The sequence below is a fragment of the Aeromicrobium sp. 50.2.37 genome (genome assembly GCF_024655735.1).
Taxonomy (GTDB): Bacteria; Actinomycetota; Actinomycetes; order Propionibacteriales; family Nocardioidaceae; genus Aeromicrobium.
Window position 1 is genome coordinate 25,357 of record NZ_JANLGG010000010.1, and the last position, 24,890, is coordinate 50,246.

Consider the following 24,890-nt stretch of genomic DNA (forward strand, 5'->3'; position numbering starts at 1 on the left):
TCCCGCCCCGTTCACCGCGGCATCGCCGTCCCGTACCCCGCCCCTGCCTGACTGGAGGCGTGAGGACCGGGACCGCCCGCCAACCCCCCACCCGCCGCCGACCCCCGATGAGCCGCCGCGAGCTCGTGGTCAGCGGGGTCGGCTTCACCCTCGGTGCCGGCGTCGTCGCCTCCACCCTGCGGCCCTCGGCCGCGCCCGCCAGCCGGCACCAGCACTTCCAGCACGGCCTGGCGTCCGGGGACCCGCTGCCCGACGGCGTCGTGCTGTGGACCCGCGTCTCGCCGACGCCCGACGCCACGCCCGGCTCGGGACGCGGGGCTCCGGTCGACGTGGCCTGGCAGGTGGCGCTCGACGACGGCTTCGCCGAAGTGGTGGCGGAGGGCACGGTGGGCACCGACGCGGGACGCGACCACACCGTGAAGCTCGACGTCCGCGCGCTCCGACCTGCCACGACCTACTGGTACCGCTTCTCCCACGGCCCGGACGCGGTCACGGGTCGCACGCGGACCGCCCCGGCCGTCGACGCGGCCGTGGACCGGCTCCGGCTCGGCGTGGTCTGCTGCGCCAACTGGCAGGCCGGCCACTTCGGCGCGTACCGCCACCTGCTCGACCACGACCTCGACGCCGTCGTCCACCTCGGCGACTACCTCTACGAGTACGAGCCGGGTCGCTACTCCCACGGAGCGGACTGGACCGACGTCCGACGCCACGACCCCCCGCACGAGACCGTCACGCTCGAGGACTATCGACGTCGTCACGCGCAGTACAAGACCGATCCCGACCTGAGCCGCCTCCATGCCGACCTGCCGATGATCGCCACGTGGGACGACCACGAGGTCGCGGACGGCTGGTTCCCGGAGGGTGCGTACGAGCACGACCCCGCCACCGAGGGTCCCTGGACCCGCCGGCGCGGCGCCGCGCTGAGGGCCTACGACGAGTGGATGCCGGTGCGGATGTCGGGCACGGCGACGGTCGGCGACGGGGTGACGATCCACCGCCGGTTCCGCTTCGGCGACCTCGTCGAGCTGACGATGCTCGACCTGCGCAGTCGCCGTGACGAGCGGGTCGAGCCGCGCGACGTCGCCCTTGCCGACGAGCGGCGCACGCTCACCGGCACGGACCAGGAGTCCTGGCTGGCGCGGGGGCTGGCGGCCTCGACCGCCCGGTGGAAGCTCGTCGGCAACCCGGTCATGGTGGCGCCGATGCTCATGCCGCCGCGGCCACGCGGGGAGGAGCTGGCGCTGCGCGACACGACCGACCCCATGACCTGGGGCTCACCGGAGCCGAACACCGACACGTGGGACGGCTATCCCGCCGAGCGGCGGCGGCTCCTCCAGGGTCTGGCCGAGGCGGGCGTCGGCGACGTGGTCTTCCTCAGCGGCGACGTCCACACGGCGTGGGCCAACGAGGTGGAGCTCGACGGCCGGCCGGTGGCCACCGAGCTCGTGTGCAGCTCGATCACCAGCAACAACGTCGACGACTTCATGGGCACCGCGCCACGGACCGTGTCCCTCGCGATGGAGGAGGCGATCGGTGCGCTCAACCCGCACGTGCGGTTCGTCAACCTCGACGACCACGGCTACAGCGTGGTCGAGCTGACGCCCTCGGAGGCGAGGTGGGAGTGGCACGCCGTCAGCGACCGTCGCGATCCCGACGCGTCGTCGCGGCTGCTGGCCGCGCGCCGGGTCAGGTCCGGCTCGGCGCGTGTGCTGCCCGTCTGAGGGCGAGCCACGCCGACGGACGGAGGGGCCGGGCCTCGGGAGCCCGACCCCTCCGCACCACGTCGCGGTCAGTCGTCGTCGGGCTCGCTGCCCTGGTAGACGCGGTCCTTGCCGGAGCCGCCGCTCACGACGTCCTTGCCCGATCCGCCCTCGACGACGTCGCGGCCTCCCTGGCCGTAGAGCTTGTCGTTGCCACCGCTGCCCTCGATGTCGTCGTGACCCGGCCCGCCGTAGATGCGGTCGTTGGCGCTGTCGCCGTCGATCTCGTCGCTGCCGCTGTCGCCGAAGATGCGGTCGGTCCCCGACCCGCCCTCGACCTCGTCGTTGCCGGCGCCCGCGCAGATCACGTCGTTCCCGCCGTTGCCGTCGATCTCGTCGTTGCCGCTGAGCGCGACGATGACGTCCCGTCCGTTCGCCCCCTCGATCTCGTCGGAGCCCGGCGTGCCCACGATGGTGGCGCGGCTCCCGTCGCAGGAGTACGACGAGGCGGCCTGGGCGGGGGAGGTGACGACGAGGGCGAGCGGGACGACGCCGATGACGGCGGCCGCTGCTGCTGCGAGGGTGGTGCGCTTCATGGTGGTCCTCCAGGAGTGGGATGGGGTGGGGAGCGTCGCCGCTCGACTGCCCTCATCACATCGACGCACCATGAGGCGGCGATGAGCCGGTCATGAGGGCTCTCTCATGAAGGCCGTGCGGTCCTGGACAGTGCGGGTTCGCCCTGGGCTGGTGGGCCGTGAGAGACTGGCCGGAGGTCCTGCCGCAGGCTCGGAGAGCCAGCGCGACCTCCCGTGCCCGCAGCACGTCACGTGCGGATGCGGCACGCACCCCGACCCCCATCACCGCAGGAGCAGCACGAACGTGAAGAGCACCACCGAGTCCCTGAGCCCCACCCGCGTCAAGCTCACGATCGAGGTGCCGTTCGAGGAGTTCCAGCCCAGCCTCGACAAGGCCTACAAGACGATCGGCGCGCAGATCACCATCCCCGGCTTCCGCAAGGGCAAGGTGCCGGCGGCCATCGTCGACCAGAGGATCGGCCGCAGCGCCGTCCTCGACGAGGCCATCAACGGTGCACTGCCCGGCTGGTACAGCGAGGCGCTGCAGCAGGCCGAGATCCAGCCGCTGAGCCAGCCCGAGATCGACCTCACCAAGTTCTCCGACGGTGAGGACATCGAGATCACCGCCGAGCTCGACGTGCGCCCGACCATCGAGCTGCCCGACCTGGCCGCCATCGAGGTGCAGGTCGCCGACGCCGAGGTCACCGACGCCGACGTCGACGAGCAGATCGACGCCCTGCGCGACCGCTTCGCCGTCACGCTCGACGTCGACCGCGCGGCCGCCGACGGCGACGCCGTGACCATCGACCTCGTCGCCCGCGACAAGGACGGTGCCGACATCGAGGGCGCCGACGCCAAGGGCCTGCCCTACACGATCGGCTCGGGCACGCTGCTCGACGGCCTCGACGAGGCGCTCATCGGCCTCGAGAAGGGCGCGACGACGACGTTCTCCACCGAGCTGGTGGGCGGTGAGCTCAAGGGCACGCCGGTCGACGTCACCGTCACCCTCAACGACGTCAAGGAGCGCCAGGTCGCCGACCTGGACGAGGAGTTCGTCCAGACGGCGTCGGAGTTCGACACCGTCGAGGAGCTCAAGGCCGACGTCCGCGAGCGTCTCGTGCGCGGCAAGCGCATGGAGCAGGCCGCGGAGGCCCGCGACCTCGTGCTCGAGGAGGTCGTCGGCACGGTCGAGGCACCGCTGCCCGAGACCGTCGTCGCCGAGGAGCTCCAGGGCCGCCGCGATCAGATCATGCAGCAGCTCTCGTACGCCGGCATCTCCTTCGACACCTACCTCGAGGACGAGGGCCAGACGGCCGAGGAGTTCGAGGCCGAGCTGGAGCGTCGGGTCCGCGACTCGATCGTCGCCCAGTTCGTGCTCGACCAGGTCGTCGCCGACTCCGAGATCGGCATCGAGAACGACGAGCTGACGCAGCACATCATGCGCCGCGCCCAGGAGTCGGGCGAGGACCCGAACTCCTACATCCAGCACATCATGGAGCACAACCACGTGCCCGAGATGGTGAGCGAGGTGCTGCGCGGCAAGGCGCTCGCCACCCTCATGCAGCAGGCCACGGTCAAGGACGCGTCCGGGACCGTGCTCGAGCTCGGCAAGCTGCGCGCCGACGGCTCGATCGCCGACGACGAGGTCGAGACGACCGACGAGTCCGCCGCCGCCGAGCCCGAGGTCTCCGAGGAGTCCGACAAGGCCTGACGCGACGTCGTCCGACGACGGCCCGGCGCCCCTGGGGGTGCCGGGCCGTCGTGCGTCCGGAGCCGCTGGACCTGCTGCCGGCCCTCCGCGGCGAGGTCGACCGGTGGGTCGTGGGGCCACCGGCCGGGAAATCGCTGAGAACCTCGCCACCTCCGGTTCCCATCGCGTCCGGATACCGGCAGTATGTAGACATGCCCGGCACACCTGCACGCACCACCGACGTGGCAGCCCTCGCGCTCGACCACCTCGACCGGTTGGTCGTGGGCACGGTCCGCGAGGTGCACCAGGCGGCTGCGGCGAGGGCGTTCCGCGCCACCCGTGTCGTCGGCGGACGCGTCCCGGAGTCGTTGCACGACGCGGTCGTGACCTCGGTCTACGGCGCGGTGTCGGGGGTCCTGAGGGTCGGCAGCGGCACGGTGCGCGCGCTCTCCGCGCGGGGTGTCGGGTCGCCGGTCGAGTCCAGCCGGTTCGGCCGCAGCGTCGTCGCCGCCGTCAACGGGCTCATCGGCGACGAGCTGCGCATGCTCGACGACCCCCAGGCGATCGTCATGTCGGTACGTGTCGACGGTGAGGACCTCCCGGTCACCGAGTGGCAGGTCGCCGAGGCGTTCCGGGGTGCGTCCAGCCACCTGGTGGTGTTCCTGCACGGGCTCTGCGAGGACGACGAGTCGTGGGGCCTGGGCTCGAAGGTCAGCGGCTCCACCTACGCGTCGCGGCTCACCGCGGAGACCGACGCCACGCCCGTCATGATCCGGTACAACACCGGCCTGCACATCTCCGAGAACGGCAAGCACCTCGACGCGCTGCTCACCCAGCTCGTCGACGTCTGGCCCACCGCCGTCTCGCGCATCACGCTCGTCGGCCACTCCATGGGCGGTCTGGTCGTGCGAGCCGCCACCAACCACGCCACGGCGGGCGGCAAGACGTGGCAGCACCTCGTGCGCGACGTCGTCTGCCTGGGCACCCCGCACGCCGGCGCCAACCTCGAGAAGGTCGCCCACCTCGGGTCCTCCGTGCTCCGGTTCCTGCCGGAGTCCCGCCCCTTCAGCACCATCCTCGACACCCGCTCCGCGGGCATCGTCGACCTGCGCCACGGCTACATCTCCGCCGACGAGTGGGAGGGGCAGGACCTCACCCGCGCCTGGGGTCTCGACCGCATCGCCGCGGCCCCGCTCCCGCACGCCGAGTACCACTTCGTGGCCGCCACGCTCGGTGCCACGCAGCGCCACGCCGTGAGCGCCGTGCTCGGCGACCTCCTGGTGCACTTCTCCTCGGCCACCGGGGTCGGGCGCACCGGGCCGGTCGTCGACGGCGCCCGTTTCGAGTACGTCCCGAGCGCTCACCACTTCGCCCTGCTGAACCACCCGACGGTCGGCGACTGGATCGTCGAGTGGGTGCGCGCCGGGCACCGTCCCGTGCGTGCGCTCTCCGCCTCCGGTCGCGCCTAGGCCCGCCCAGCGCCTTGGCCCGCCGGGCCCCACGTCCCCGCTCCGATCGACCCACCCCGCCCCCGCACCACCACCTGGAGGACCACCGTGCCGAACCGCAGCCTGATCGAGGACTCCGTCGAGATCGACGCGACGCCCGCCGCCGTCTGGGCCGTCGTGTCCGACCTCAAGCGCATGGGGGAGTGGAGCCCGCAGTGCAAGAAGATGATCATCCGCGGGGGCGAGGTCAAGCAGGGTGCCCGCACGATCAACGTCAACCGGCAGGGCTGGAAGGTCTGGCCCACGCGCGCGTACGTGAAGGTCTTCGAGCCCGAACGTGAGCTGGCGCTCAAGGTCGCCGAGAACGGCACGGTCTGGACCTACCGCCTGGAGGCGCTCGACGGTGGACGCACCCGGCTGACGGAGTCGCGCACGGCCCCGAACGGGGTCTCGAACCTGTCGAACCTGCTCACCAAGCACGTCCTCGGTGGCACCGACGCCTTCGAGACCGAGCTCGAGCAGGGGATCGCGCACACGCTCCAGCGGATCAAGTCCGAGGTCGAGCGGACCGCCCGTGCCGCCTGAGTTCCCGAGCCAGGGCCTGCCGCCCCTCGAGGCGGAGACCGTCGTCGCCGCCCCGGTCGAGACGGTGTGGACCTTGCTGTCGGACCTGCGCTCGATGAGCGAGCGCAGTCCCGAGACCGTGCGGATGTTCATCGCTGCTGCGCCGAAGGTCGGCTCGCGCGGTCTGAACGTCAACCGCAAGGGTGCTGTCGTGTGGCCCACGACGACCCGCATCACCCGGTGGAAGCCGCCGACCCACGACGGCTCGGCCGCGTTGGCGTTCCACGTCGGCCCGACCGACGTGGAGTGGTCCTACGAGCTCACCCCCGAGGGGGCCGGCACGCGCGTCGTCGAGCGTCGCACGGCGCTGCCGCGCGCAGGACTCACCGTGCGCCTGGCGGGGAAGTGGTTCATGGGCGGAGCCGAGAACCACGACGTCGACCTGCTCGACGGCATGCACCGCACCCTCGAGGCCCTGCGTCGCGACGCGGAGGCGCTGGGCTGATCAGTGGCCTGCTGACACCGATCCGCGCGGATCGGTGTCAGCGGCATGGGCGTGCGAGGACATCCACGTCAGTATGTCAGGACATGGACTTGACGCGGGGCTGTGAGCGCGCCCACACTAAGGACATCCCCCTTTGTCACGACAAACAACGCCCCTGTCGAAAGGACATCGCCCGATGTCGACCACCGCTTCCGTCCGCACGCGTGTCGCGGGCGCTCCCATCTCGTGGGGCGTCTGCGAGGTTCCCGGCTGGGGCCTGCAGCTGCCCGCCGACCGAGTCCTCGGCGAGATGCGCGAGCTGGGCCTGACCGCCACCGAGTTCGGTCCCGACGGCTTCCTGCCGGACGAGCCCGCCGAGAAGGCGGCCTTCCTCGAGCAGTACGGCCTCGCCGCCGTCGGCGGCTTCCTGCCCGTCGTGCTGTTCGACGCCGACCACGACCCGCTGCCCGAGGTCGACCGCTTCATCGACGCCTGCCTCGCGTCCGGTGCGGGCGTCGTGGTCCTGGCCGCGGCCACCGGCCAGGAGGGCTACGACGCACGTCCCGTGCTCGACGACGTGCAGTGGAAGACGCTGAACGCGAACCTCGACCGCATCGCCGACCACGCCGTCTCGCGCGGCGTCGTGGCCGTCATCCATCCGCACATGGGCACGATCGTCGAGAACGCCGCCGACGTGCAGCAGGTCCTCGACGGCTCGCACATCGGCCTGTGCGTCGACACCGGCCACCTGGCCGCCGCCGGTGCCGACCCTGTCGCCATCACGCTCGCCAACCTCGACCGGGTGGGCCACGTCCACCTCAAGGACGTCGACGCCGAGAAGGCCGCCCGCGTCGTGGCCGGCGAGGTCACCTTCTCCGACGCCGTCGCCGACGGCATGTGGCAGGTCCTGGGCCGCGGCTCCGTCGACGTCGCCGCCATGGTGAGCGCGCTCGAGAGCCACGGATACACCGGCTGGTACGTGCTCGAGCAGGACCTCATGCTCACCGACGGCGAGCCCGAGGGCGAGGGCCCGGTCGCCGACGTGCGCCGCTGCCTCGCCTACGTGGAGGGCCTGCTGGCCTGACCCGCACCCGACCCCCTGACGGACGGGCCCCGCGCAGCTGCGCGGGGCCCGTTCGTCGTGGTGGGGGTTCGCGACCCTCGATCGGTGCGCCGCCGTCGCTCCCGCTCGGGGTGGGGCCGCGCGGCCTCCGCTGGTCCTGGTGGTGGGCTCCGCAAGGGCCTCGACTGGAGCAGGGGGCATCGGGTCGGTCGGCTCTGCCGGGCGGACGCAGGATTCTGCGTTGGTGGGTGCGAGCCCGAACGATGCTGCGTTCGAGGCGGGATCCGAGCACGAACGCAGGATCCTCGGGCGTTCCGTTCGCGAACGCAGAATCTTGCGTCGCCCGGCCGCATCCGGCGAGCTCAGGGTGGCCCGGGCTCGTCCGCTCCGTCGAGGCTCTTTCGGAGACCAGGTCCGACGGGAGCCGCGGCTGCACAGCACCACCCCGGGCGGGAGTCGCGGCGGCGCACCCTTGGTCGAGCCGGCGCGGGCCTCGGAGCCACCCCCACCACCGACGCAGGGCCCCGACCGTGAGGTCGGGGCCCTGCGCCGTGCGGTGGCAGCCGCAGGTCGGTGGAGTGTCAGGCGTGCGGTGTCGCGCGCCGCGTCATGCGTGCGGCGTCATGCGTTCTGGGGGAAGCCCAGGTTGATGCCGCCGTGGCTGGGGTCGAGCCAGCGCGAGGTGACGACCTTGCCGCGGGTGAAGAAGTGCACGCCCTCGGTGCCGTGGGCGTGGGTGTCGCCGAAGAGCGAGTTCTTCCAGCCGCCGAAGGAGTAGTACGCCATGGGCACGGGAACCGGCACGTTGATGCCGATCATGCCGACCTCGACCTCGTTCTGGAAGCGCCGGGCGGCGCCGCCGTCATTGGTGAAGATCGCGGTCCCGTTGCCGTAGGGGTTGCTGTTGATGAGCTCCAGGGCCTCCTCGTAGGAGTCGACGCGCAGCACCGAGAGCACGGGGCCGAAGATCTCCTCGGTGTAGATGCTCATGTCGCGGCTCACGTGGTCGAACAGGGTGGGGCCGACGAAGAAGCCCTCCCCGGCGGCGTCGACCTCGGGGTTGCGGCCGTCGACCACGAGCGTCGCGCCCGCGGCCTCGCCCGCGTCGACGAACCCGGCCACGCGGTCGCGCGACTGCGACGTGACGAGCGGGCCCATGTCGCAGCCGCGCGTGCCGTCACCGGTGCGCAGCGCCTCGGCGCGCTCCTTGACCTTCGCGACGAAGGTGTCGGCGACGTCGCCGACGACGACGGCGGCGGAGATCGCCATGCAGCGCTCTCCCGCGGAGCCGAAGCCGGCGTTGATGGCCTGGTCGGCGGCGAGGTCGAGGTCGGCGTCGGGCAGCACGATCATGTGGTTCTTCGCGCCGCCGAGGGCCTGGACCCGCTTGCCGTGCGCGGTGCCGGTCTCGTAGACGTACTGCGCGATGGGGGTGGAGCCGACGAACGAGACGCTCTTGATGTCGGGGCTGGTCAGCAGTCCGTCGACGGCGACCTTGTCGCCGTGCAGCACGTTGAACACGCCGTCGGGCAGGCCGGCCTCCTTCCACAGCTCGGCCATCCAGACCGCGGCCGTGGGGACCTTCTCCGACGGCTTGAGCACGACGGTGTTGCCGGCGGCGATCGCGACGGGGAAGAACCACATCGGCACCATGGCCGGGAAGTTGAACGGGCTGATGATCGCGACCGGGCCCAGGGGCTGACGCACGGAGTGGACGTCGACGTTGGTGGACGCGTTCTCGGTGAAGCCGCCCTTGAGCAGGTGCGGCATGCCGCACGCGAACTCCACGACCTCCTGGCCGCGGGCGACCTCGCCGGCGGCGTCGGAGAGCACCTTGCCGTGCTCGGAGGTGATGATCGCGGCCAGCTCGTCGGCGCGGGCGTTCAGCAGCTCGCGGAACGCGAACATGACCTGGGTGCGGCGGGCGAGCGACGTGTCGCGCCAGGCCGGGAACGCGGCCTTCGCGGCGGCGACCGCCGCGGCGACGTCGTCCTCGGACGCGAACGACACGCTCGACGTGACCTCGCCCGTGGCGGGGTTGGTGACGTCGCCGAAGCGTCCGCTCGTGCCCTCGACGGGGGCGCCGTTGATCCAGTGGGTGACGGTGGTGGCCATGGTGGCTCTTCTCCTCGGTGGTGCAGGTGCTGGTGGGGTGTGGCGGCGTCGTGCCTAGGCGCCCGGCGTGGGCGGCGGGGTGAGGTGCAGGTGCTGGTCGGCCTTGGCGGACCGATAGGTCTCGTAGGCCTGCTGGGTGGACTCGAGGGTGGAGGTCTCGCTGACCGGGACGTCCCACCACGACTCGCTGCTCGGTGCCGGGACGAGCGGGTCGGTCTCGACGTGGATGACCGTGCTCGTCGGCGACTCCTTGGCCGCGGTGACGGCCTTGCCGAACGCCTCGGCCGAGCCCACGCGCACGACCTCGACGCCGAGGCTCTCGGCGTTGGCCGCGAGGTCGACGGGGAGCTTCTCCCCGTCGAGCCGGCCGGATCCCTCCGCGCGGTAGCGGTAGCGGGTGCCGAAGCGCTGCGAGCCGAGGCTCTCCGACAGCGAGCCGATCGAGGCGTAGCCGTGGTTCTGCACGAGGACGACGATGATCTTCACGCCCTCCTGCACCGCGGTCACGAGCTCGGTCGCCATCATCAGGTACGAGCCGTCGCCGACCATGACGAAGACGTCGCGGTCACCCCGCTCGGCCATCGCGGCGCCGATGCCCCCGGCGACCTCGTAGCCCATGCAGGAGTACCCGTACTCCACGTGGTAGCCCTTGCTGTCGCGCGTGCGCCACAGCTTGTGCAGGTCCCCGGGCATCGAGCCGGCAGCGCAGAGCACCACGTCGCGCGGGTCGGACAGCTCGTTCACCAGGCCGAGCACCTCGCCCTGGGTGGGCAGGCCGCCCGCACCGCGGTCGGGCGTCTCGGGCACGTAGGTGGCCTCGACGGTGGCGTCCCAGTCGGCCGCGAGGCGCTGGTACTCCTCGACGTAGGCGTCGTCGACGCGGTGGCCGTCGAGGGCCACGCGCAGGGCGTCGAGCGTCTCGCGGGCGTCGGCGGTGATCGCGAGGCCGGACTGCTTCACCGAGTCGATCGCCGCGACGTTCACGTTCACGAAGCGCACGCCCTCGGCCTGGAACGCCGTCCGGCTGGCCGTCGTGAAGTCGGAGTAGCGCGTGCCGACCCCGATGACGAGGTCGGCGTCGCGGGCGATCGCGTTCGCGGCCGTCGTGCCGGTGGAGCCGATGGCCCCCAGGCACTGCGGGTGGTCGTAGACGAGCGTGCCCTTGCCGGCCTGGCTCTGGCCGACGGGGATCCCGGTGGCCTCGCTGAAGGCCGCCAGCGCCTCGGTGGCCTGGCTGTAGTGCACACCGCCGCCGGCGACGAGGACCGGACGTCGCGCCGAGCGGATCGCCTCGGCGGCGACGTCGACCAGCGGACGCTCGGGGACCGGGCGCGCCACGTGCCACACGCGCTTCTCGAACAGCTCGACGGGCCAGTCGTGGGCCTGCGCCTGCACGTCCTGCGGGAAGCAGATCGTCACGGCCCCGGTCTCGGCCGGGTCGGTGAGCACCCGCATGGCCGCCAGCAGCGCCGACGGCAGCTGCTCGGGTCGCCACACGCGGTCGAAGTAGCGCGAGACGGCGCGGAAGGTGTCGTTGACGGTGACGTCGCCGGACTGGGGGAGCTCGAGCTCTTGCAGCAGGGGCGAGGCGCTGCGGTCGGCGAACGTGTCGGCGGGCAGCAGGAGGACGGGCAGGCGGTTGATCGTCGCCAGCGCGGCGCCGGTGACCATGTTGGTCGCCCCCGGCCCGACGCTCGTCGTCACGGCCCAGGTCTGCAGCCGGTCCTTCTGCCGGGCGTACGCCACGGCCGAGTGCACCATGGCCTGCTCGTTGCGGCCGAGCACGTAGGGGAGCAGGTCGGGGTCCTCCAGCTCGGCCTGGAGCAGCGCCTGACCGAGGCCGGCCACGTTCCCGTGCCCGAAGATGCCGAACGCCCCGGCGAACAGCTTGTGCTCCACGCCGTCGCGCTCGGAGTACTGCGCGCCCAGGAACGCGATGGTGGCCTGCGCGACGGTGAGCCGTCGGGTCTGCGTCATGTCAGTCGCCTTCGGTGAGTCGGGGGTCGATCTCCTGGTGCTCCCAGGTGGACCTGACCCAGGTCTGGTCGGGGTGGTCGCTGATGAGCCACGCGCGCTCGGCGCCTGGTCCGGCCATGACGTTCAGGTAGTACATGTCGTGGCCGGGGGCCGCGGTGCACGGTCCGTGCCACCCGTGCGGGACGAGCACGGTGTCGCGGTCGCGCACCTCGTGCAGCACGTCGATCTCGCCCGCGGGCGTCGAGCTGGTGCGGTGGAAGCCGAGCCCGGGCTGGCCCTGCGGCCCCTCCTGCACCTCGAAGTAGTAGATCTCCTCGAGCGCGGACTCGTGCTCGGACTCCTCGTCGTGCTTGTGGGCCGGGTAGCTCGACCAGTTGCCGCCGGGGGTGATGACCTCGCAGGCGATGATCGACCCGGCGTCGAGGACGCCCACGGTGCCGAAGTTGCGCACCTGGCGGCTGCTCTGCCCGGCCCCGCGCAGCTCGACGGGGACGTCGGCCGCCGGCAGGTGCCGGGCGGGCAGGACCACGTCGGTCGTGGCGCCGCAGACCGCGAAGCGTCCACCGTCGGCCGACGTGAGCGTGACGGGGGTGTCGAGCGGTGCGTAGGCGACGTCGGTGGGTCCGGCGAACACGTCGGGTCGCCCGGTGAGGGTGAAGGTCTCCCCGTCGACGGTGCTGCCGACGCTCACCTCGGTGCCGCCGGACAGCGGCACGACCAGCAGCTCCTGGCCTGGTGCCGTCACGGTGCGGCTCTCGCCGGCCGCCAGCGTCACGGTCCACAGGCTGGTGTGCGACCAGCCCTCCCGCTCGCCGGCGACGACCGCGAGGTCGAAGCCGTCCTCGGCCCCCGCGCCTGCGGGCACGACCCAGTTCGTCGCCGCCCGCGGCCCGGCACCCCCGCCGGGGTCGGAGGTGGTCACCGGACGAGTCCCACGGCCGTGTCGACGGCGCCGGCGACGTCGTCGTCGTGGGGGAAGAGCATGGTGCGGCCGACCATCAGGCCGCGGACGCCGGGCTGGGCCAGGGCCCGCTCCCAGCTGCGGTACACCGTCTCGGGGTGGCCGGTCGGGTCGCCGCCCAGCAGGAGCGTGGGCAGCGTCGTGGACCGCATGACGCGCTCCATCTCCTCCACCACGGGCAGCTTGAGCCACGTGAAGGCGCTCGCGGCACCGAGTCCCTGTGCGATGGCCACGGACTTGATGACGGCGTCGGGGGAGAGGTCGTTGACGACCTTGCCGTCGCGCCGGCTCGACATGAATGGCTCGACCATGGCCACCACCTCGGCGCGGTTGAGCTCGGTGATGGCGGCGGCCTGGGTCTCCAGCGTGCGCAGGGTGCCGGGGTCGTCCAGGTCGATGCGGGTCAGCATCTTGGCGCCCTCGAACCCGGCGTCGATCGTGCCCCGCACGTCGTAGCCCGTCATCCGGTCGTCCATCTCGTAGGACGAGCCGGCGAGGCCCCCGCGGTTCATGGAGGTGAAGACCACCTTGTCCTCGAGCGCGCCGAGAAGCAGCAGGTCCTCGAGCACGTCGGAGGTCGCGAGCACACCGTCGACGCCGGGCCGGCCGAGCGCGGTGACCAGTCGGGCGAGCACCTCGTGGCGGTCGGCCATCGCCGTCGGGTTGCCCGTCGCCGCGAGCGCACCACGCGCGGGGTGGTCGCACGCGACGATCATGAGGCGTCCGTCGGCCGGCAGCAGCGGCCGCCGACGGCGCGAGCTCAGCAGCTTCGTGACGCGTTGGGGGTCGTGCGCCCGGACCTCGCGCAGCTCGGCGATGTCGGCGACGAAGGGGGTCGTCGGGTCCTGGGGGGTGGGGGACATGCGGGTCACGACTCCTGCGGGAAGCGCTCTCGGACGAGCTCGTCGATCTCGTCCTGGGTGGGCATGGCGGTCGAGCACTCGAGACGCGACGCGACGATCGCGCCGGCTGCGTTGGCGTTGCGCAGCAGCTGCTCCAGCGGGAGGCCCGCGAGAAGCCCGTGCACGAGCGAGCCGCCGAAGCTGTCGCCGGCGCCGAGGCCGTTGACCGGCTCGATGAGGATCGGTGGGGACTCGACCCGCTCGTGGCGGGTCTTGGCGAGGACGCCCTTCGGGCCCTGCTTGACCACGGCGAGCTCCACGCCGGCATTGAGCAGGGCGTCGGCGGCGCGGTCGGGATCGGTCTCGCCGACGGCGACCTCGCACTCCTCGCGGTTGCCGACGGCGACCGTCACGTGGGGGAGCATCTTCTGCACCTGGACCGTCGCGTCCGCGGGATCGGCCCAGAACATCGGGCGGTAGTCGAGGTCGAGCACGGTGTGGTGGGGCTGATCCTGCCGCGAGCCAGAACGGGCCTCGAGCATCGCGAGCTGCGTGGAGCGGCTCGGCTCCTCGCTCATGCCGCTCGTGGTCAGCCAGAGCAGCTCCACCTCGCGCACGAGGTCGAGATCGACCTGGTCGACGGTCAGGTTCATGTCCGGGGCGCTGGGCTTGCGGTAGAAGTACAGCGGGAAGTCGTCGGGCGGGAAGATCTCGCAGAACGTGACGGGCGTGGCCAGCTCCGGCACGACCACGACCTGGGAGTCGTCGACGCCCAGGTCACGGAACGCCCGCCGGACGAAACGTCCGAAGGGGTCGTCGCCGACACCGGTGAGCGCTGCCACCCGGTGACCCAGCCGCGCCGCGGCGACCGCGACGTTGGCCGTGGTCCCGCCGAGGAACTTGCCGAAGCTCTCGACGTCCTCGAGACCCACGCCGATCTGCAGCGGGTAGACGTCGACGCCTGCCCTGCCGTAGGTCAGGACCTCGGGGATGGTGCTCATGGCGGCCTCTCTGCCGGGCGGGGTGCGACGTGGACGACGTTACGGTCGTCCCGACGACGATGTCAACTGTTTGTCATGACAAACAAATGTCAGGACATATATGCGCCGCGCGTGCGGCGTCGTTCAGCGGTCGACCAACGTCATCTCGAAGGAGTAGCGGTCCGGCCGGTACAGGTGGGTGCCGAACTCCACCGCGTTGCCGGCGTCGTCGTAGGAGGTGCGCTGCATCGTGAGCAGGGGCGCCGAGCGCCGCTCCTCGAGCAGGCGGCACTCCCGCGCATCGCCCTTGCGCGCGCCGATGCGCTGCTTGGCCACGCGCATGAGCACGCCGGCATTGCGCAGGGACTCGTACAGCCCCTCCCGCTCGAGGTCCACGGTGTCGAGGTCGAGCACGTCGACCGGCAGGTAGTTGTGCATGAGGGCGAGCGGGGCGGACCCGACGAAGCGGACCCTCTCGAGCGACCAGATCTCGGCGCCGACGTCCACCCGCAGCTCGTTCGCGAGCTCCTCGGTGGCCGGGATGCGCTCGTAGGACTCGACCTTGGTGTGGGGCTCCTGGCCGGCGGCCCGCAGGTCGTCGTGCAGGCTGGTCAGCTCGACGGAACGGCTGATCTTGCCGTGCACGACCTGGGTGCCGACCCCGCGCTTGCGCACCAGCATGCCCTTGTCGACGAGCACCTGGATCGCCTGGCGCACGGTGGGCCGCGAGAGGCCGAGGTGACCGGCGAGGCTGATCTCGTCGCTGATCCTGGCGCCGGCGCCCAGGTGGCCGTCCAGGATGGCGCGCTCGAGCTGCGCGGCCACCTGGAAGTACAGGGGAACCGGGCTGGAGCGATCGAGCTGGATGTGCTGGGCTGTGTCCGACACGTCAAAGTCCTTCCTTTGTGAGGACATGCAACACGGCGTGAAACGTTTCGTCAATATGTCTTGACAATGAACCCGTCCCTGCTGTGAAGTGGGGCACACTGTGGCGCGTCGCACCTGACGAGGTCACGAAGGGCCTGACCCGCAGGCCCCGAGAACAGGAGAACCCCCGCATGAAGAAGCTCAAGCTCGCCGGCGCGGTCATCGTCGCCGGCGCCCTCCTGGCGGCGTGCAGCGGCACCGGCCAGGAGGACGACACGGCCGAGTCCAAGGACCTCACGTACGCGGTCATCACGCACTCCAGCCCCGGTGACGCGTTCTGGGACCGGGTGAAGAGCGGTGCCGAGCAGGCCGGCAAGGACTACGGCGTCGAGATCAACTACAGCAACGACCCGGACCCGGCCAAGCAGTCGCAGCTGATCGACGGCGCGGTCGCCGACAAGGTCGACGGCATCGTCGTCTCCATGGCCAACCCGGACGGTCTCGAGAGCAGCATCAAGAAGGCCGTCGCCGCGGGGGTCCCGGTCGTCTCGATCAACTCGGGCATCGACCGTTGGCAGGAGTTCGGCGCCATCACGCACATCGGCCAGTCCGAGGCCATCGCCGGCGAGGCCGTCGGCGAGCGGCTGAAGGAGGAGGGCCTCTCCAAGGGCATCTGCGTCGTGCAGGAGGCCGGCAACGTCGGTCTCGAGGAGCGCTGCAAGGCGGCCGCCGGCACGTTCGGCGGCGACATGGAGAACCTCCAGGTCGACGGCACCGACGACAACGCGGTCACCTCGACCATCACCTCCAAGCTGCAGGCCGACAGCGACATCGACGTCGTGCTGACGCTCGGTGGCCAGTACGCGATCGACGCCGTCTCGGCCGTCGACGCCGCCGGCAGCGACGCCACGGTCGCGACGTTCGACCTCTCGGCCGACGTCGTGAAGAACATCGAGGACGGCAAGATCCTGTTCGCCGTCGACCAGCAGCCCTACGTCCAGGGCTTCCTGGGTGTCACGACGCTCTACCTCAAGAGCATCAACGGCAACGACGTCGGCGGTGGCCAGCCGATCAACTCCGGCCCCGCCTTCGTCACGAAGGACAACGCGGCCGACGTCGCGAAGTTCGCCGAGGAAGGCACGCGCTGACGCAGCGGTCACGGGCGGGGGCCCGAACGGACGCACCGACGTCGTCCGGGCCCCCGCCGCCCACCCTCCACGAAAGGCACCCACACCATGACGACAGCCTCCGTCGCCGATGAACGCGTCGCCAAGACGTCGACGCTGACCAAGCTCCTCAAGCGGCCCGAGATCGGCGCCCTCGTCGCCGTCATCGTCATCTTCAGCTTCTTCGCGCTGACCACCAGCGCCTTCGCCACCTCCAGCGGCGCCAGCACCTGGCTGCGCTCGGCGTCGACGATCGGCATCATGGCCGTCGCCGTGGCCCTGCTCATGATCGGCGGCGAGTTCGACCTCTCGGCCGGCGCCATGACCGGGTTCACCGGGCTCGCGGTCGGCATCCTCTGCACGGAGTACGGCCTCAACATCTGGGCCGCGATCCTCGTCTCGCTGGCCCTCGCGCTGGCGGTCGGCTTCTTCAACGGCGTGATCGTCATGCGGACGGGGCTGCCGAGCTTCATCGTCACGCTCGGCACGTTCTTCGTCCTCCAGGGCATCAACCTGGCCCTCACGAAGGCCCTCACGGGCCAGGTGGCGATCCAGGGCATGGCCCAGGTGCCCTTCTACGACCAGCCGAAGGCCGTCTTCGGCTCGTCGGTCGACATCGCCGGCGGTGCGGTCTTCGCGTCCGTCTGGTGGTGGCTGGCCATCACCGCCGTGGCCACCTGGGTACTGCTGCGCACGCGCGTCGGCAACTGGATCTTCGCGGTCGGTGGGGCGCAGGTCTCCGCACGGCAGGTCGGTGTCCCCGTCTTCAAGACGAAGGTCGGGCTCTTCATGACCACGGCCGGCGCCGGCTGGCTGGTCGGCATGCTGCTGCTGTTCACGACGTCGACCGTGCAGTCCAACACGGGCGTCGGCCAGGAGTTCATCTACATCATCTGTGCCGTCGTCGGCGGCTGCCTGCTCACGGGTGGCTACGGCTCGGCGATCGGCGCGGCCTTCGGCGCCCTGATCTACGGCATGGCGAACCAGGGCATCGTCTACTCGGGCTGGGACAACAACTGGCTCCGGGCGTTCCTCGGCATCATGCTGCTGGGAGCGGTCCTCCTCAACGAATGGGTACGCAAGCGAGCGGAGCTGTCCCGATGAGCAACAAGTCCACGCAGTCCACCGTCACGACGACGGAGCCGCCCGCACGCGGCACGACGATCGTCGAGGTCCAGGACATCGGCAAGCGCTACGGCAACATCATCGCGCTGTCCGACGTCTCCACCACGGTCAAGGCCGGCGAGGTCACCTGCGTGCTCGGTGACAACGGTGCAGGCAAGTCGACGTTCATCAAGATCCTGGCCGGTGCGCACCAGCACACCGACGGGACGCTGGTGGTCGACGGCGAGTCCACGTCGTTCTCCAACCCGCGCCAGGCGCTCGACGCCGGCATCGCGACGGTGTACCAGGACCTCGCCGTCGTGCCGCTCATGCCGGTGTGGCGCAACTTCTTCCTCGGGAGCGAGGTCCGCACGGGCGTCGCGCCGTTCAAGAAGCTCGACGTCGACTTCATGAAGCGCACCACGCGCGACGAGCTCGCGGCGATGGGCATCGACCTGCGCGACGTGGAGCAGCCGATCGGCACGCTCTCCGGCGGAGAGCGCCAGTGCGTCGCCATCGCCCGGGCGGTGTACTTCGGCGCCCGGGTCCTCATCCTCGACGAGCCGACGGCCGCCCTGGGCGTCAAGCAGTCCGGTGTGGTGCTGAAGTACATCGCCAAGGCCCGCGAGCGAGGCCTGGGGGTCGTGTTCATCACCCACAACCCCCACCACGCCTACCCGGTCGGCGACCGCTTCATGCTGCTGCGTCGCGGCAAGAGCATGGGCGACTACGCCAAGTCCGAGATCACGCTCGACGAGCTGACCTCGATGATGGCCGGCGGCGCCGAGCTGGAGTCCCTGGCGCACGAGCTGGCCCGCACGATGGGCGACGACAGCGAGGTCGCGCAGGAGATGGCCGCCGAGGCCTGACCCTCGACCGCGCGGTCGACCGGGAGCCAGGGGGACCCGGCCGACCGCGTCGCGCTGCCCGCGCCAGGTGCATCCGCACGCCGAGCCCCACCCGGCACCCCACGAACGATCGCCGTCGCCGACGGCGGAGAGGCAGGACCCCGTGAGCACACCCGAGCTGCGCGTCGGCGTCGTCGGCTTCGGCTGGATGGGACAGGTGCACGCCCGAGCCCTCACCCGGCTCGTCCAGCACTACCCCGACACGGCGCTGCGCCCCCGCCTCGTGGCGGTGGCCGACAACGCCCCCGACGACCGGACGGCGCGAGCCGCCGCCGCGTACGGCTTCGAGCACCTCCTCTCGGACTGGCGCGAGCTGGTCGAGCACCCGGAGGTCGACCTCGTCTGCGTGACCGGACCCAACTTCATCCACCGCGACGTCGCGGTCGCCGCGGCGCGGGCGGGCAAGCACCTCTGGGTCGAGAAGCCCGCCGGCCGCGACGCCGGGGAGACCGCCGAGATCGTGGCCGCGGTCGAGGCCGCCGGCGTCCAGGCTGCCGCCGGCTTCAACTACCGCAACGTGCCGGCCGTCGAGCGGGCCCGGCGCATCGTCGCGTCGGGGGCCATCGGCGAGATCGAGCACTCCACCGTCCGGTTCCTCGCCGACTACTCCGCCGACCCGGACGCGGCCCTGTCCTGGCGCTTCCGGACCGAGTTCTCGGGCTCCGGTGTGCTGGGCGACCTCGTGAGCCATGCGACGGACCTGCTCGGGTACGTGGTGGCGCCGGTCGCCGAGCTCGTCGTGGACCGCGCGACCTTCATCGCGCAGCGTCGCGAGGCCGTGCCGGGTGCGATGCACTACGAGAAGGGGGCCGGCGCGCTCGGCGACGTCGAGAACGAGGACTACGTGAGCGCCCTGCTCCGCCTCGCCGACGGCTCGCGGGCGGTGCTCGAGTCGAGTCGCGTGGCCGTGGGGGAGCAGAACACCTACGGCTTCGAGGTCCACGGCACCCGCGGCGCCGTCGCGTGGGACTTCCGTCGCATGAACGAGCTGCACGTCGCGTCGGCGCGCGACGACGCCTACACCGACACCTTCTACGCCACCGAGTACGCGGGTCCGGGCGATGGCGAGATCGGTGCCTTCCAGCCCGGGACGAACAATCCGGTCGGCTTCGACGACCTGAAGGTGGTGGAGGCCCGACGTCTGGTCGAGTCGATCGCCACCGGCACGCCCGTCGGCGCGACCATCCACGACGCGCTCGCCGCGGCGCGGGTGCTCGACGCCATGATCCTGTCCTCCGACGAACGAAAGTGGGTCTCCCTGTGAACTCCTCCACCACCCGACTGAAGGTCGGCGTCGTCGGCGCCGGTGCCATGGGAGCGGCGCACGTGCGCACGCTCGCCACGAGCGTCCCCGGCGCCGAGGTCACCCGGGTCTTCGACATGGACACCGCCCGTGCCCAGGCCGTCGCGGCCGAGGTGGGCGGTGAGGCCGCGTCGTCGCCCGAGGCGCTGGTCGCCGACGTCGACGCGTTCGTGATCGCCTCGCCCGACTTCACCCACGCCGACCTGGCGATCGCGGGCATCGAGGCCGGCAAGCACGTCCTGTGCGAGAAGCCGCTCGCGGTCACCGCCGACGACGCGCGACGCGTCGTGGACGCCGAGGTCGCGGCGGGTCGTCGGTTCGTCCAGGTCGGCTTCAACCGCCGTTTCGACCCGGGCTTCGTGAGCCTCAAGGGCTCGGTCGCCGACGGGTCGCTCGGCCAGGTGAAGCTCGTGCACGGGATCCACCGGAACGCCACGAACGCGACGAGCACCGACTCGTCCACGCTGGTGACCGGTTCGATGATCCACGAGTTCGACACCTTCCGGTGGTTGCTCGACGACGAGATCGCGGCCATCCGTGTCGAGTCGCCGATCGTCGAGGGCTTCAAGGACCCGCAGGTCGCCACGATCTGGATGGCGGCCGGCCAGATGATCACGGCGGAGGTCTACTGCAACGCCGCCTACGGCTACGACGTCCGCGTCGAGGTCGTCGGAGACGGCGGGTCGGCCACCCTCGAGCCGCGGCACCCGGTGGTGCGTCGCATCGGCGGGCAGGGGAGCACCGCGATCGGCAGCGACTTCGTCGAGCACTTCATCGAGTCCTACCGCCTGGAGCTCTCCGCCTGGGTCGACGCGTCGCTCCGTGGCGAGGTCGTGGGGGCGTCGGCGTGGGACGGCTTCGCGGCCAACCTGGTCGCGGCCTCCGGCGTCGCGGCCCTGGAGTCCGGCTCGCGCGAGCCCGTCGTCGTCCCCGAGCGCCCGGCGCTCTACGCCTGAGGACCGCCATGACCTTCACCCTCGCGATCTGCTCCGAGATGGTCTACACGGAGCTGCCCCACCTGGAGCGTGTCCGGCGCATCCACGAGCGGGGGTTCGCCGCCGAGATCTGGGACTGGACCGCCAAGGACCCCGACGCCCTCGTCGCCACCGGCGCCCGGTTCACGTCGATGACCGGCTACGTGACCGGCGACCTCGTCACCGAGGACGGCGCCGACGACCTGCTCCGGACGGCGGAGGAGTCCATCGGATTCGCCCAGCGGATCGGCTGCCCGTCGCTCAACATCCACGGCACCGGACTGGGGGAGGGCGGCATCCCGGTGCGGCCGGTCGAGGTCGTCACCGGCGACATGTGGCTCGCGGCGGTGAGGACGCTCTCGCGGGTGGCAGAGCTGGCCGAGCGGCACGACGTCACCTACGTGATTGAGAACCTCAACCTCGAGGTCGACCACCCCGGCACGCCCTTCGCGCGGGCCGCCGACACGCTGGCGCTGGTGAAGGCGGTCGGCAGTCCGCACCTGCGGATGAACCTCGACCTCTACCACGCCCAGATCGGCGAGGGGAACCTCGTGGAGCTCGTGCGCCGCGCCGCCCCGTACCTCGGCGAGGTGCAGGTGGCCGACGTGCCGGGCCGCTGCGAGCCCGGCACGGGCGAGGTCCGCTGGTCCTTCGTGGCCCAGGCCCTCGCCGACGCCGGCTACGACGGCGTGGTGGCCATGGAGGCCTGGGCGAGCGACGCCTCGGTCGACGGCAGCGACCGCGCCCTCGAGGCGTTCCGCGAGGCCTTCACCGTCTGAACCACCGCCCGGGGACCCCGGGCGCCGACCGATCCGCAGGAGCAGCCATGACCGTGCCGACCTCGTCCGCCTCCCGCCGAGCCCGCTTCACGCCCGACGACGTGGATCTCGACGACTTCACCGCGCTGGTGTCCGCGCCCACCGATCCCGGTGCCTATCGCCACGCCGACCGCGTGGAGCAGGGTGTCGTCGTGTACGGCGCCGCCGACCTGCGCGCAGCGGCGTCGACCCCCGACGGCGAGGACGCCGTCCGCGCCGAGATCGTCCACGCGCTCGCCGACGGACCGGGCATCGTCGTGCTCGAGGGGGCCTGGGACGACCTGTCCGTCGTCGACCGGGCCACCGCCGCGTTCGAGTCCGTCATCGCGGCGGAGAAGGCGTCGGGAGGTGCCGCCGGCGACCACTTCGCCAAGCCCGGGGCCAACGACCGCATCTGGAACGCCCTGGAGAAGCTCGCCGTGGGCGACCCGGGCACCTTCGTCGACTACTACGCCAACGACCTCCTGGCCCTCGTCTCCACCGCGTGGCTCGGGCCGGGCTACCAGGTGACCTCGCAGGTCAACGTCGTCCGCCCCGGCGGCGTGGCGCAGGACCCGCACCGCGACTACCACCTGGGATTCCTGTCCGACGAGCTCACGGCGCGCTACCCCGCCCACGTGCACCTGCTGTCGCCGGTGCTGACGCTGCAGGGCGCCGTCGCCCACGTCGACATGCCCGTGGAGAGCGGCCCCACCCTCTACCTGCCCCACTCGCAGAAGTACGGGCCCGGCTACCTGGCCTACCGACGTCCGGAGTTCCGCGCCTACTTCGAGGAGCACCACGTGCAGCTGCCCCTGGTCAAGGGGGACGCGGTGTTCTTCAACCCGGCGCTGTTCCACGGAGCCGGGACCAACGTGTCCGCGGACGTGCAGCGGGTCGCGAACCTGCTGCAGGTCTCGTCGGCGTTCGGTCGGGCGATGGAGGCGGTCGACCGGGCGAGGGCCGCCACCGCCGTCTACCCGACGTTGCTCGAGCGCCAGGACGCCGGCTGGTCGACCGAGGCGCTGCACCACGTCGTCGCGGCGGTCGCGGAGGGCTACCCGTTCCCGACCAACCTCGACCTCGACCAGCCGGTCGACGGCATGACCCCGCTCGCGCAGACCGAGGTGCTCGAGCAGGCGCTCGCGGCCCGCTGGTCCGTCGACCAGGTCGCGACGTCGCTCGGTGCGTACGCCGACCGGCGCAGGACCGCGCCGATCGAGGGTGCCTGACATGGGGCGTCTCGACGACCGGGTGGTCCTCGTCTCCGGCGGCACGCAGGGCATCGGCCTGGCCATCGCGCGTCTCGCCCTGCGCGAGGGTGCGCGCGTGGTCGTGACCGGACGTCGTCCCGACGTCGGGGCCCGCGCCGCCGAGGAGCTGTCGGCGCTCGGCGATGCGCGCTTCGTGGTGTGCGACGTCGCCGACGTCGAGGCCTGCCGCGGGGCGGTCGCCGAGACGGTGGCGGCGCACGGTCGGATCGACGGCCTCGTCAACGCGGCAGGCTTCACCGAGCGCGGCAGCGTGCTCGACACCACGCCGGAGATGTTCGAGCAGCACGTGGCGGTGAACCTGCGTGGTCCCTTCTTCCTCATGCAGGCCGCGATCGGCGACATGGTCCGGCGCGGGCAGCCCGGAGCGGTGGTCAACGTGCTCACCATGAGCGCGCACGGCGGCCAGCCGCACCTGGCTCCCTACGCCGCCACCAAGGCCGGGCTCGCCGGCCTGACGAAGAACGCCGCGTACGCCCACCGCTTCGACCGCGTGCGCGTGAACGGCGTCAACATCGGGTGGACCGACTCCGACGGTGAGGACGCGATCCAGCGCCGGTTCCACGACGCGGGCGACGACTGGCGGGAGCGTGCCGCCGAACGGCTGCCGGCCGGCCGGCTCGCGTCGCCGGAGGACGCGGCCGGCATCGTGGTGCTGCTGCTGAGCGACGAGAGCGGCGTCGTGACGGGCTCGGTCATGGACTGGGACCAGACCGTGCCCGGCGCCTCGGACTGAGGTCCGGGGCACGGGGACGCGTCACGCTGTCAGCGAACAGGGCGTGTTCACGCGTGTCTCGCGACCGCTCGCCCTCTAGGGTCGACAACGTGAACACACCAGACGCCACCACCCAGGGCCCGACGGGCCAGGCTCAGTCGGTGCAGGGCATGGCCGGCACCGACGTCGGCCCGTCCGACCTCGACGGCCACATCTACCAGCGCCTGCTGCGCGAGCGCATCATCTTCCTCGGTTCGGAGGTGCGCGACCAGAACGCCAACGCGATCTGCGCGCAGATGCTGCTGCTCAACGCCGAGGACCCGGGCGCCGACATCTTCCTCTACATCAACAGCCCGGGCGGCTCGGTCGACTCGGGCATGGCCATCTACGACACGATGCAGTTCATCTCCAACGACGTCGCCACCGTGGCCATGGGCCTCGCCGCGTCGATGGGGCAGTTCCTGCTCGCGGCCGGTGCACCGGGCAAGCGGTACGCGCTCCCGCACGCGCGGATCATGATGCACCAGCCTTCGGGCGGCATCGGCGGCTCGGCCTCGGACATCAAGATCCAGGCCCAGCAGTCGATCCTGCTCAAGAAGCAGCTCAACGAGCTGCAGTCGGTCCACACCGGCCAGACGATCGAGCAGATCGAGGCCGACGCCGACCGCGACCGTTGGTTCACCCCCGACCAGGCCAAGGACTACGGCTTCATCGACCAGGTCATCAAGAGCGCCCAGGAAGTGGGTAAGAACGCATGAGCTACTACATCCCGCAGTGGGAGGAGCGGACGTCCTACGGGTTCCGCCGCATCGACCCCTACGCCAAGCTCTTCGAGGACCGCATCATCTTCGTGGGCACGCCCATCAGCGACGACGTCGCCAACGCCGTCATGGCGCAGCTGCTCTGCCTGCAGCAGATGGACGCCGACCGCGACATCCAGCTGTACATCAACAGCCCGGGCGGTTCGTTCACGGCCATGACGGCCATCTACGACACGATGCAGTACCTCAAGTCCGACGTGATGACCGTCTGCCTCGGCCAGGCCGCCTCGGCCGCCGCCGTGCTGCTCGCCGCCGGCACCCCCGGCAAGCGCTACGCCCTGCCGAACAGCCGCATCCTCATCCACCAGCCCTACACCGAGGGCACGGGCGGTCAGATCTCCGACCTGGAGATCCAGGCCAACGAGATCCTCCGCATGCGCGAGCTGATGGAGAAGATGATCTCCGACGCCACGGGCAAGACGCCCGAGGAGGTCAGCAAGGACGTCGAGCGCGACAAGATCCTCACGGCCGACCAGGCCAAGGAGTACGGCATCATCGACGGGATCTTCGAGACCCTCAAGGTCCCCGCCGCCTGAGGCTCCGGCCGACGCCGCCACGTGTGCAC

General features: G+C 71.4%; 23 protein-coding genes. 16 read left to right on the plus strand and 7 right to left on the minus strand.

Annotated features, from left to right (window positions below):
• The first annotated feature begins 107 nt into the window (after window positions 1–107).
• A complete protein-coding gene (locus NUV38_RS07055) occupies window positions 108–1,721 on the plus strand; it encodes an alkaline phosphatase (RefSeq protein ID WP_257728446.1) in 1,614 nt (537 codons plus the stop codon).
• A 68-nt stretch (window positions 1,722–1,789) separates the two neighbouring features.
• Here the strand turns inward: NUV38_RS07055 and NUV38_RS07060 are convergent, their stop codons facing one another.
• A complete protein-coding gene (locus NUV38_RS07060) occupies window positions 1,790–2,296 on the minus strand; it encodes a calcium-binding protein (protein ID WP_257728447.1) in 507 nt (168 codons plus the stop codon).
• Between the two features lie 283 nt (window positions 2,297–2,579).
• Between NUV38_RS07060 and tig the strand changes: the two genes are divergently transcribed.
• The 5 genes from tig (at window position 2,580) to NUV38_RS07085 (ending at window position 7,545) form a co-directional block, all read left to right on the plus strand.
• Entirely contained in the window at window positions 2,580–3,986 is a 1,407-nt protein-coding gene (tig, locus tag NUV38_RS07065) for a trigger factor (protein ID WP_257728448.1), read from the plus strand.
• 191 nt (window positions 3,987–4,177) lie between these two features.
• The gene (locus NUV38_RS07070) at window positions 4,178–5,434 is read left to right on the plus strand and encodes an alpha/beta hydrolase (protein WP_257728449.1); all 1,257 of its coding nucleotides are present in this window, start codon (window positions 4,178–4,180) and stop codon (window positions 5,432–5,434) included.
• Between the two features lie 87 nt (window positions 5,435–5,521).
• The gene (locus NUV38_RS07075) at window positions 5,522–5,998 is read left to right on the plus strand and encodes an SRPBCC family protein (RefSeq protein ID WP_257728450.1); all 477 of its coding nucleotides are present in this window, start codon (window positions 5,522–5,524) and stop codon (window positions 5,996–5,998) included.
• Window positions 5,988–6,482: an SRPBCC family protein gene (locus NUV38_RS07080; RefSeq protein ID WP_257728451.1), complete on the plus strand. Its 495-nt coding sequence runs from the start codon at window positions 5,988–5,990 to the stop codon at window positions 6,480–6,482. Before NUV38_RS07075 ends, NUV38_RS07080 begins: the two co-directional genes overlap by 11 nt.
• 175 nt (window positions 6,483–6,657) lie before the next feature.
• On the plus strand, window positions 6,658–7,545 hold the full coding sequence (locus tag NUV38_RS07085; RefSeq protein ID WP_257728452.1) for a TIM barrel protein: 888 nt from the start codon (window positions 6,658–6,660) through the stop codon (window positions 7,543–7,545).
• Window positions 7,546–8,145: 600 nt separating this feature from the next.
• On the opposite strand, the gene NUV38_RS07090 is transcribed toward NUV38_RS07085, so the two are convergent.
• From NUV38_RS07090 to NUV38_RS07115, 6 genes are all read right to left on the minus strand, one after another.
• Complete coding sequence (locus NUV38_RS07090) at window positions 8,146–9,639, minus strand: CoA-acylating methylmalonate-semialdehyde dehydrogenase (RefSeq protein ID WP_055965023.1); 1,494 nt, start codon at window positions 9,637–9,639, stop codon at window positions 8,146–8,148.
• A 54-nt stretch (window positions 9,640–9,693) separates the two neighbouring features.
• A complete protein-coding gene (gene iolD / locus NUV38_RS07095) occupies window positions 9,694–11,616 on the minus strand; it encodes a 3D-(3,5/4)-trihydroxycyclohexane-1,2-dione acylhydrolase (decyclizing) (RefSeq protein ID WP_257728453.1) in 1,923 nt (640 codons plus the stop codon).
• Between the two features lies 1 nt (window position 11,617).
• On the minus strand, window positions 11,618–12,538 hold the full coding sequence (iolB, locus tag NUV38_RS07100) for a 5-deoxy-glucuronate isomerase (RefSeq protein WP_257728454.1): 921 nt from the start codon (window positions 12,536–12,538) through the stop codon (window positions 11,618–11,620).
• Window positions 12,535–13,440 carry a deoxyribose-phosphate aldolase gene (locus tag NUV38_RS07105; protein WP_257728455.1) on the minus strand — a complete coding sequence of 302 codons (906 nt, stop codon included), beginning with the start codon at window positions 13,438–13,440 and terminating at the stop codon, window positions 12,535–12,537. Before NUV38_RS07105 ends, iolB begins: the two co-directional genes overlap by 4 nt.
• Before the next feature lie 5 nt (window positions 13,441–13,445).
• Window positions 13,446–14,420: a 5-dehydro-2-deoxygluconokinase gene (gene iolC / locus NUV38_RS07110; protein WP_257728456.1), complete on the minus strand. Its 975-nt coding sequence runs from the start codon at window positions 14,418–14,420 to the stop codon at window positions 13,446–13,448.
• A 123-nt stretch (window positions 14,421–14,543) separates the two neighbouring features.
• Window positions 14,544–15,287, minus strand: a complete 744-nt coding sequence (locus NUV38_RS07115) for a GntR family transcriptional regulator (RefSeq protein WP_257728457.1) — start codon at window positions 15,285–15,287, stop codon at window positions 14,544–14,546.
• 170 nt (window positions 15,288–15,457) lie between these two features.
• Between NUV38_RS07115 and NUV38_RS07120 the strand changes: the two genes are divergently transcribed.
• The 10 genes from NUV38_RS07120 to NUV38_RS07165 all read left to right on the plus strand — a co-directional run bounded on the left by NUV38_RS07120 (window position 15,458) and on the right by NUV38_RS07165 (window position 24,861).
• A complete protein-coding gene (locus tag NUV38_RS07120; RefSeq protein WP_257728458.1) occupies window positions 15,458–16,414 on the plus strand; it encodes a sugar ABC transporter substrate-binding protein in 957 nt (318 codons plus the stop codon).
• 87 nt (window positions 16,415–16,501) lie between these two features.
• Window positions 16,502–17,536: an ABC transporter permease gene (locus NUV38_RS07125; protein ID WP_257728459.1), complete on the plus strand. Its 1,035-nt coding sequence runs from the start codon at window positions 16,502–16,504 to the stop codon at window positions 17,534–17,536.
• Entirely contained in the window at window positions 17,533–18,405 is an 873-nt protein-coding gene (locus NUV38_RS07130) for an ATP-binding cassette domain-containing protein (RefSeq protein ID WP_257728460.1), read from the plus strand. The genes NUV38_RS07125 and NUV38_RS07130 overlap by 4 nt, the downstream gene beginning before the upstream one ends.
• Window positions 18,406–18,547: 142 nt before the next feature.
• A complete protein-coding gene (locus NUV38_RS07135) occupies window positions 18,548–19,708 on the plus strand; it encodes a Gfo/Idh/MocA family protein (RefSeq protein WP_257728461.1) in 1,161 nt (386 codons plus the stop codon).
• Window positions 19,705–20,703: a Gfo/Idh/MocA family oxidoreductase gene (locus NUV38_RS07140; RefSeq protein ID WP_257728462.1), complete on the plus strand. Its 999-nt coding sequence runs from the start codon at window positions 19,705–19,707 to the stop codon at window positions 20,701–20,703. Before NUV38_RS07135 ends, NUV38_RS07140 begins: the two co-directional genes overlap by 4 nt.
• Before the next feature lie 8 nt (window positions 20,704–20,711).
• Window positions 20,712–21,500, plus strand: a complete 789-nt coding sequence (locus tag NUV38_RS07145) for a TIM barrel protein (protein ID WP_257728463.1) — start codon at window positions 20,712–20,714, stop codon at window positions 21,498–21,500.
• A gap of 47 nt (window positions 21,501–21,547) precedes the next feature.
• Window positions 21,548–22,750 (plus strand): phytanoyl-CoA dioxygenase family protein, encoded by a 1,203-nt coding sequence (locus tag NUV38_RS07150; protein WP_257728464.1) that lies wholly within the window; start codon window positions 21,548–21,550, stop codon window positions 22,748–22,750.
• A 1-nt stretch (window position 22,751) separates the two neighbouring features.
• Window positions 22,752–23,525, plus strand: a complete 774-nt coding sequence (locus NUV38_RS07155; protein WP_257728465.1) for an SDR family oxidoreductase — start codon at window positions 22,752–22,754, stop codon at window positions 23,523–23,525.
• Between the two features lie 149 nt (window positions 23,526–23,674).
• Window positions 23,675–24,262 (plus strand): ATP-dependent Clp protease proteolytic subunit, encoded by a 588-nt coding sequence (locus NUV38_RS07160; RefSeq protein ID WP_257728512.1) that lies wholly within the window; start codon window positions 23,675–23,677, stop codon window positions 24,260–24,262.
• On the plus strand, window positions 24,259–24,861 hold the full coding sequence (locus NUV38_RS07165; RefSeq protein ID WP_055965072.1) for an ATP-dependent Clp protease proteolytic subunit: 603 nt from the start codon (window positions 24,259–24,261) through the stop codon (window positions 24,859–24,861). Before NUV38_RS07160 ends, NUV38_RS07165 begins: the two co-directional genes overlap by 4 nt.
• Window positions 24,862–24,890 lie beyond the last annotated feature (29 nt).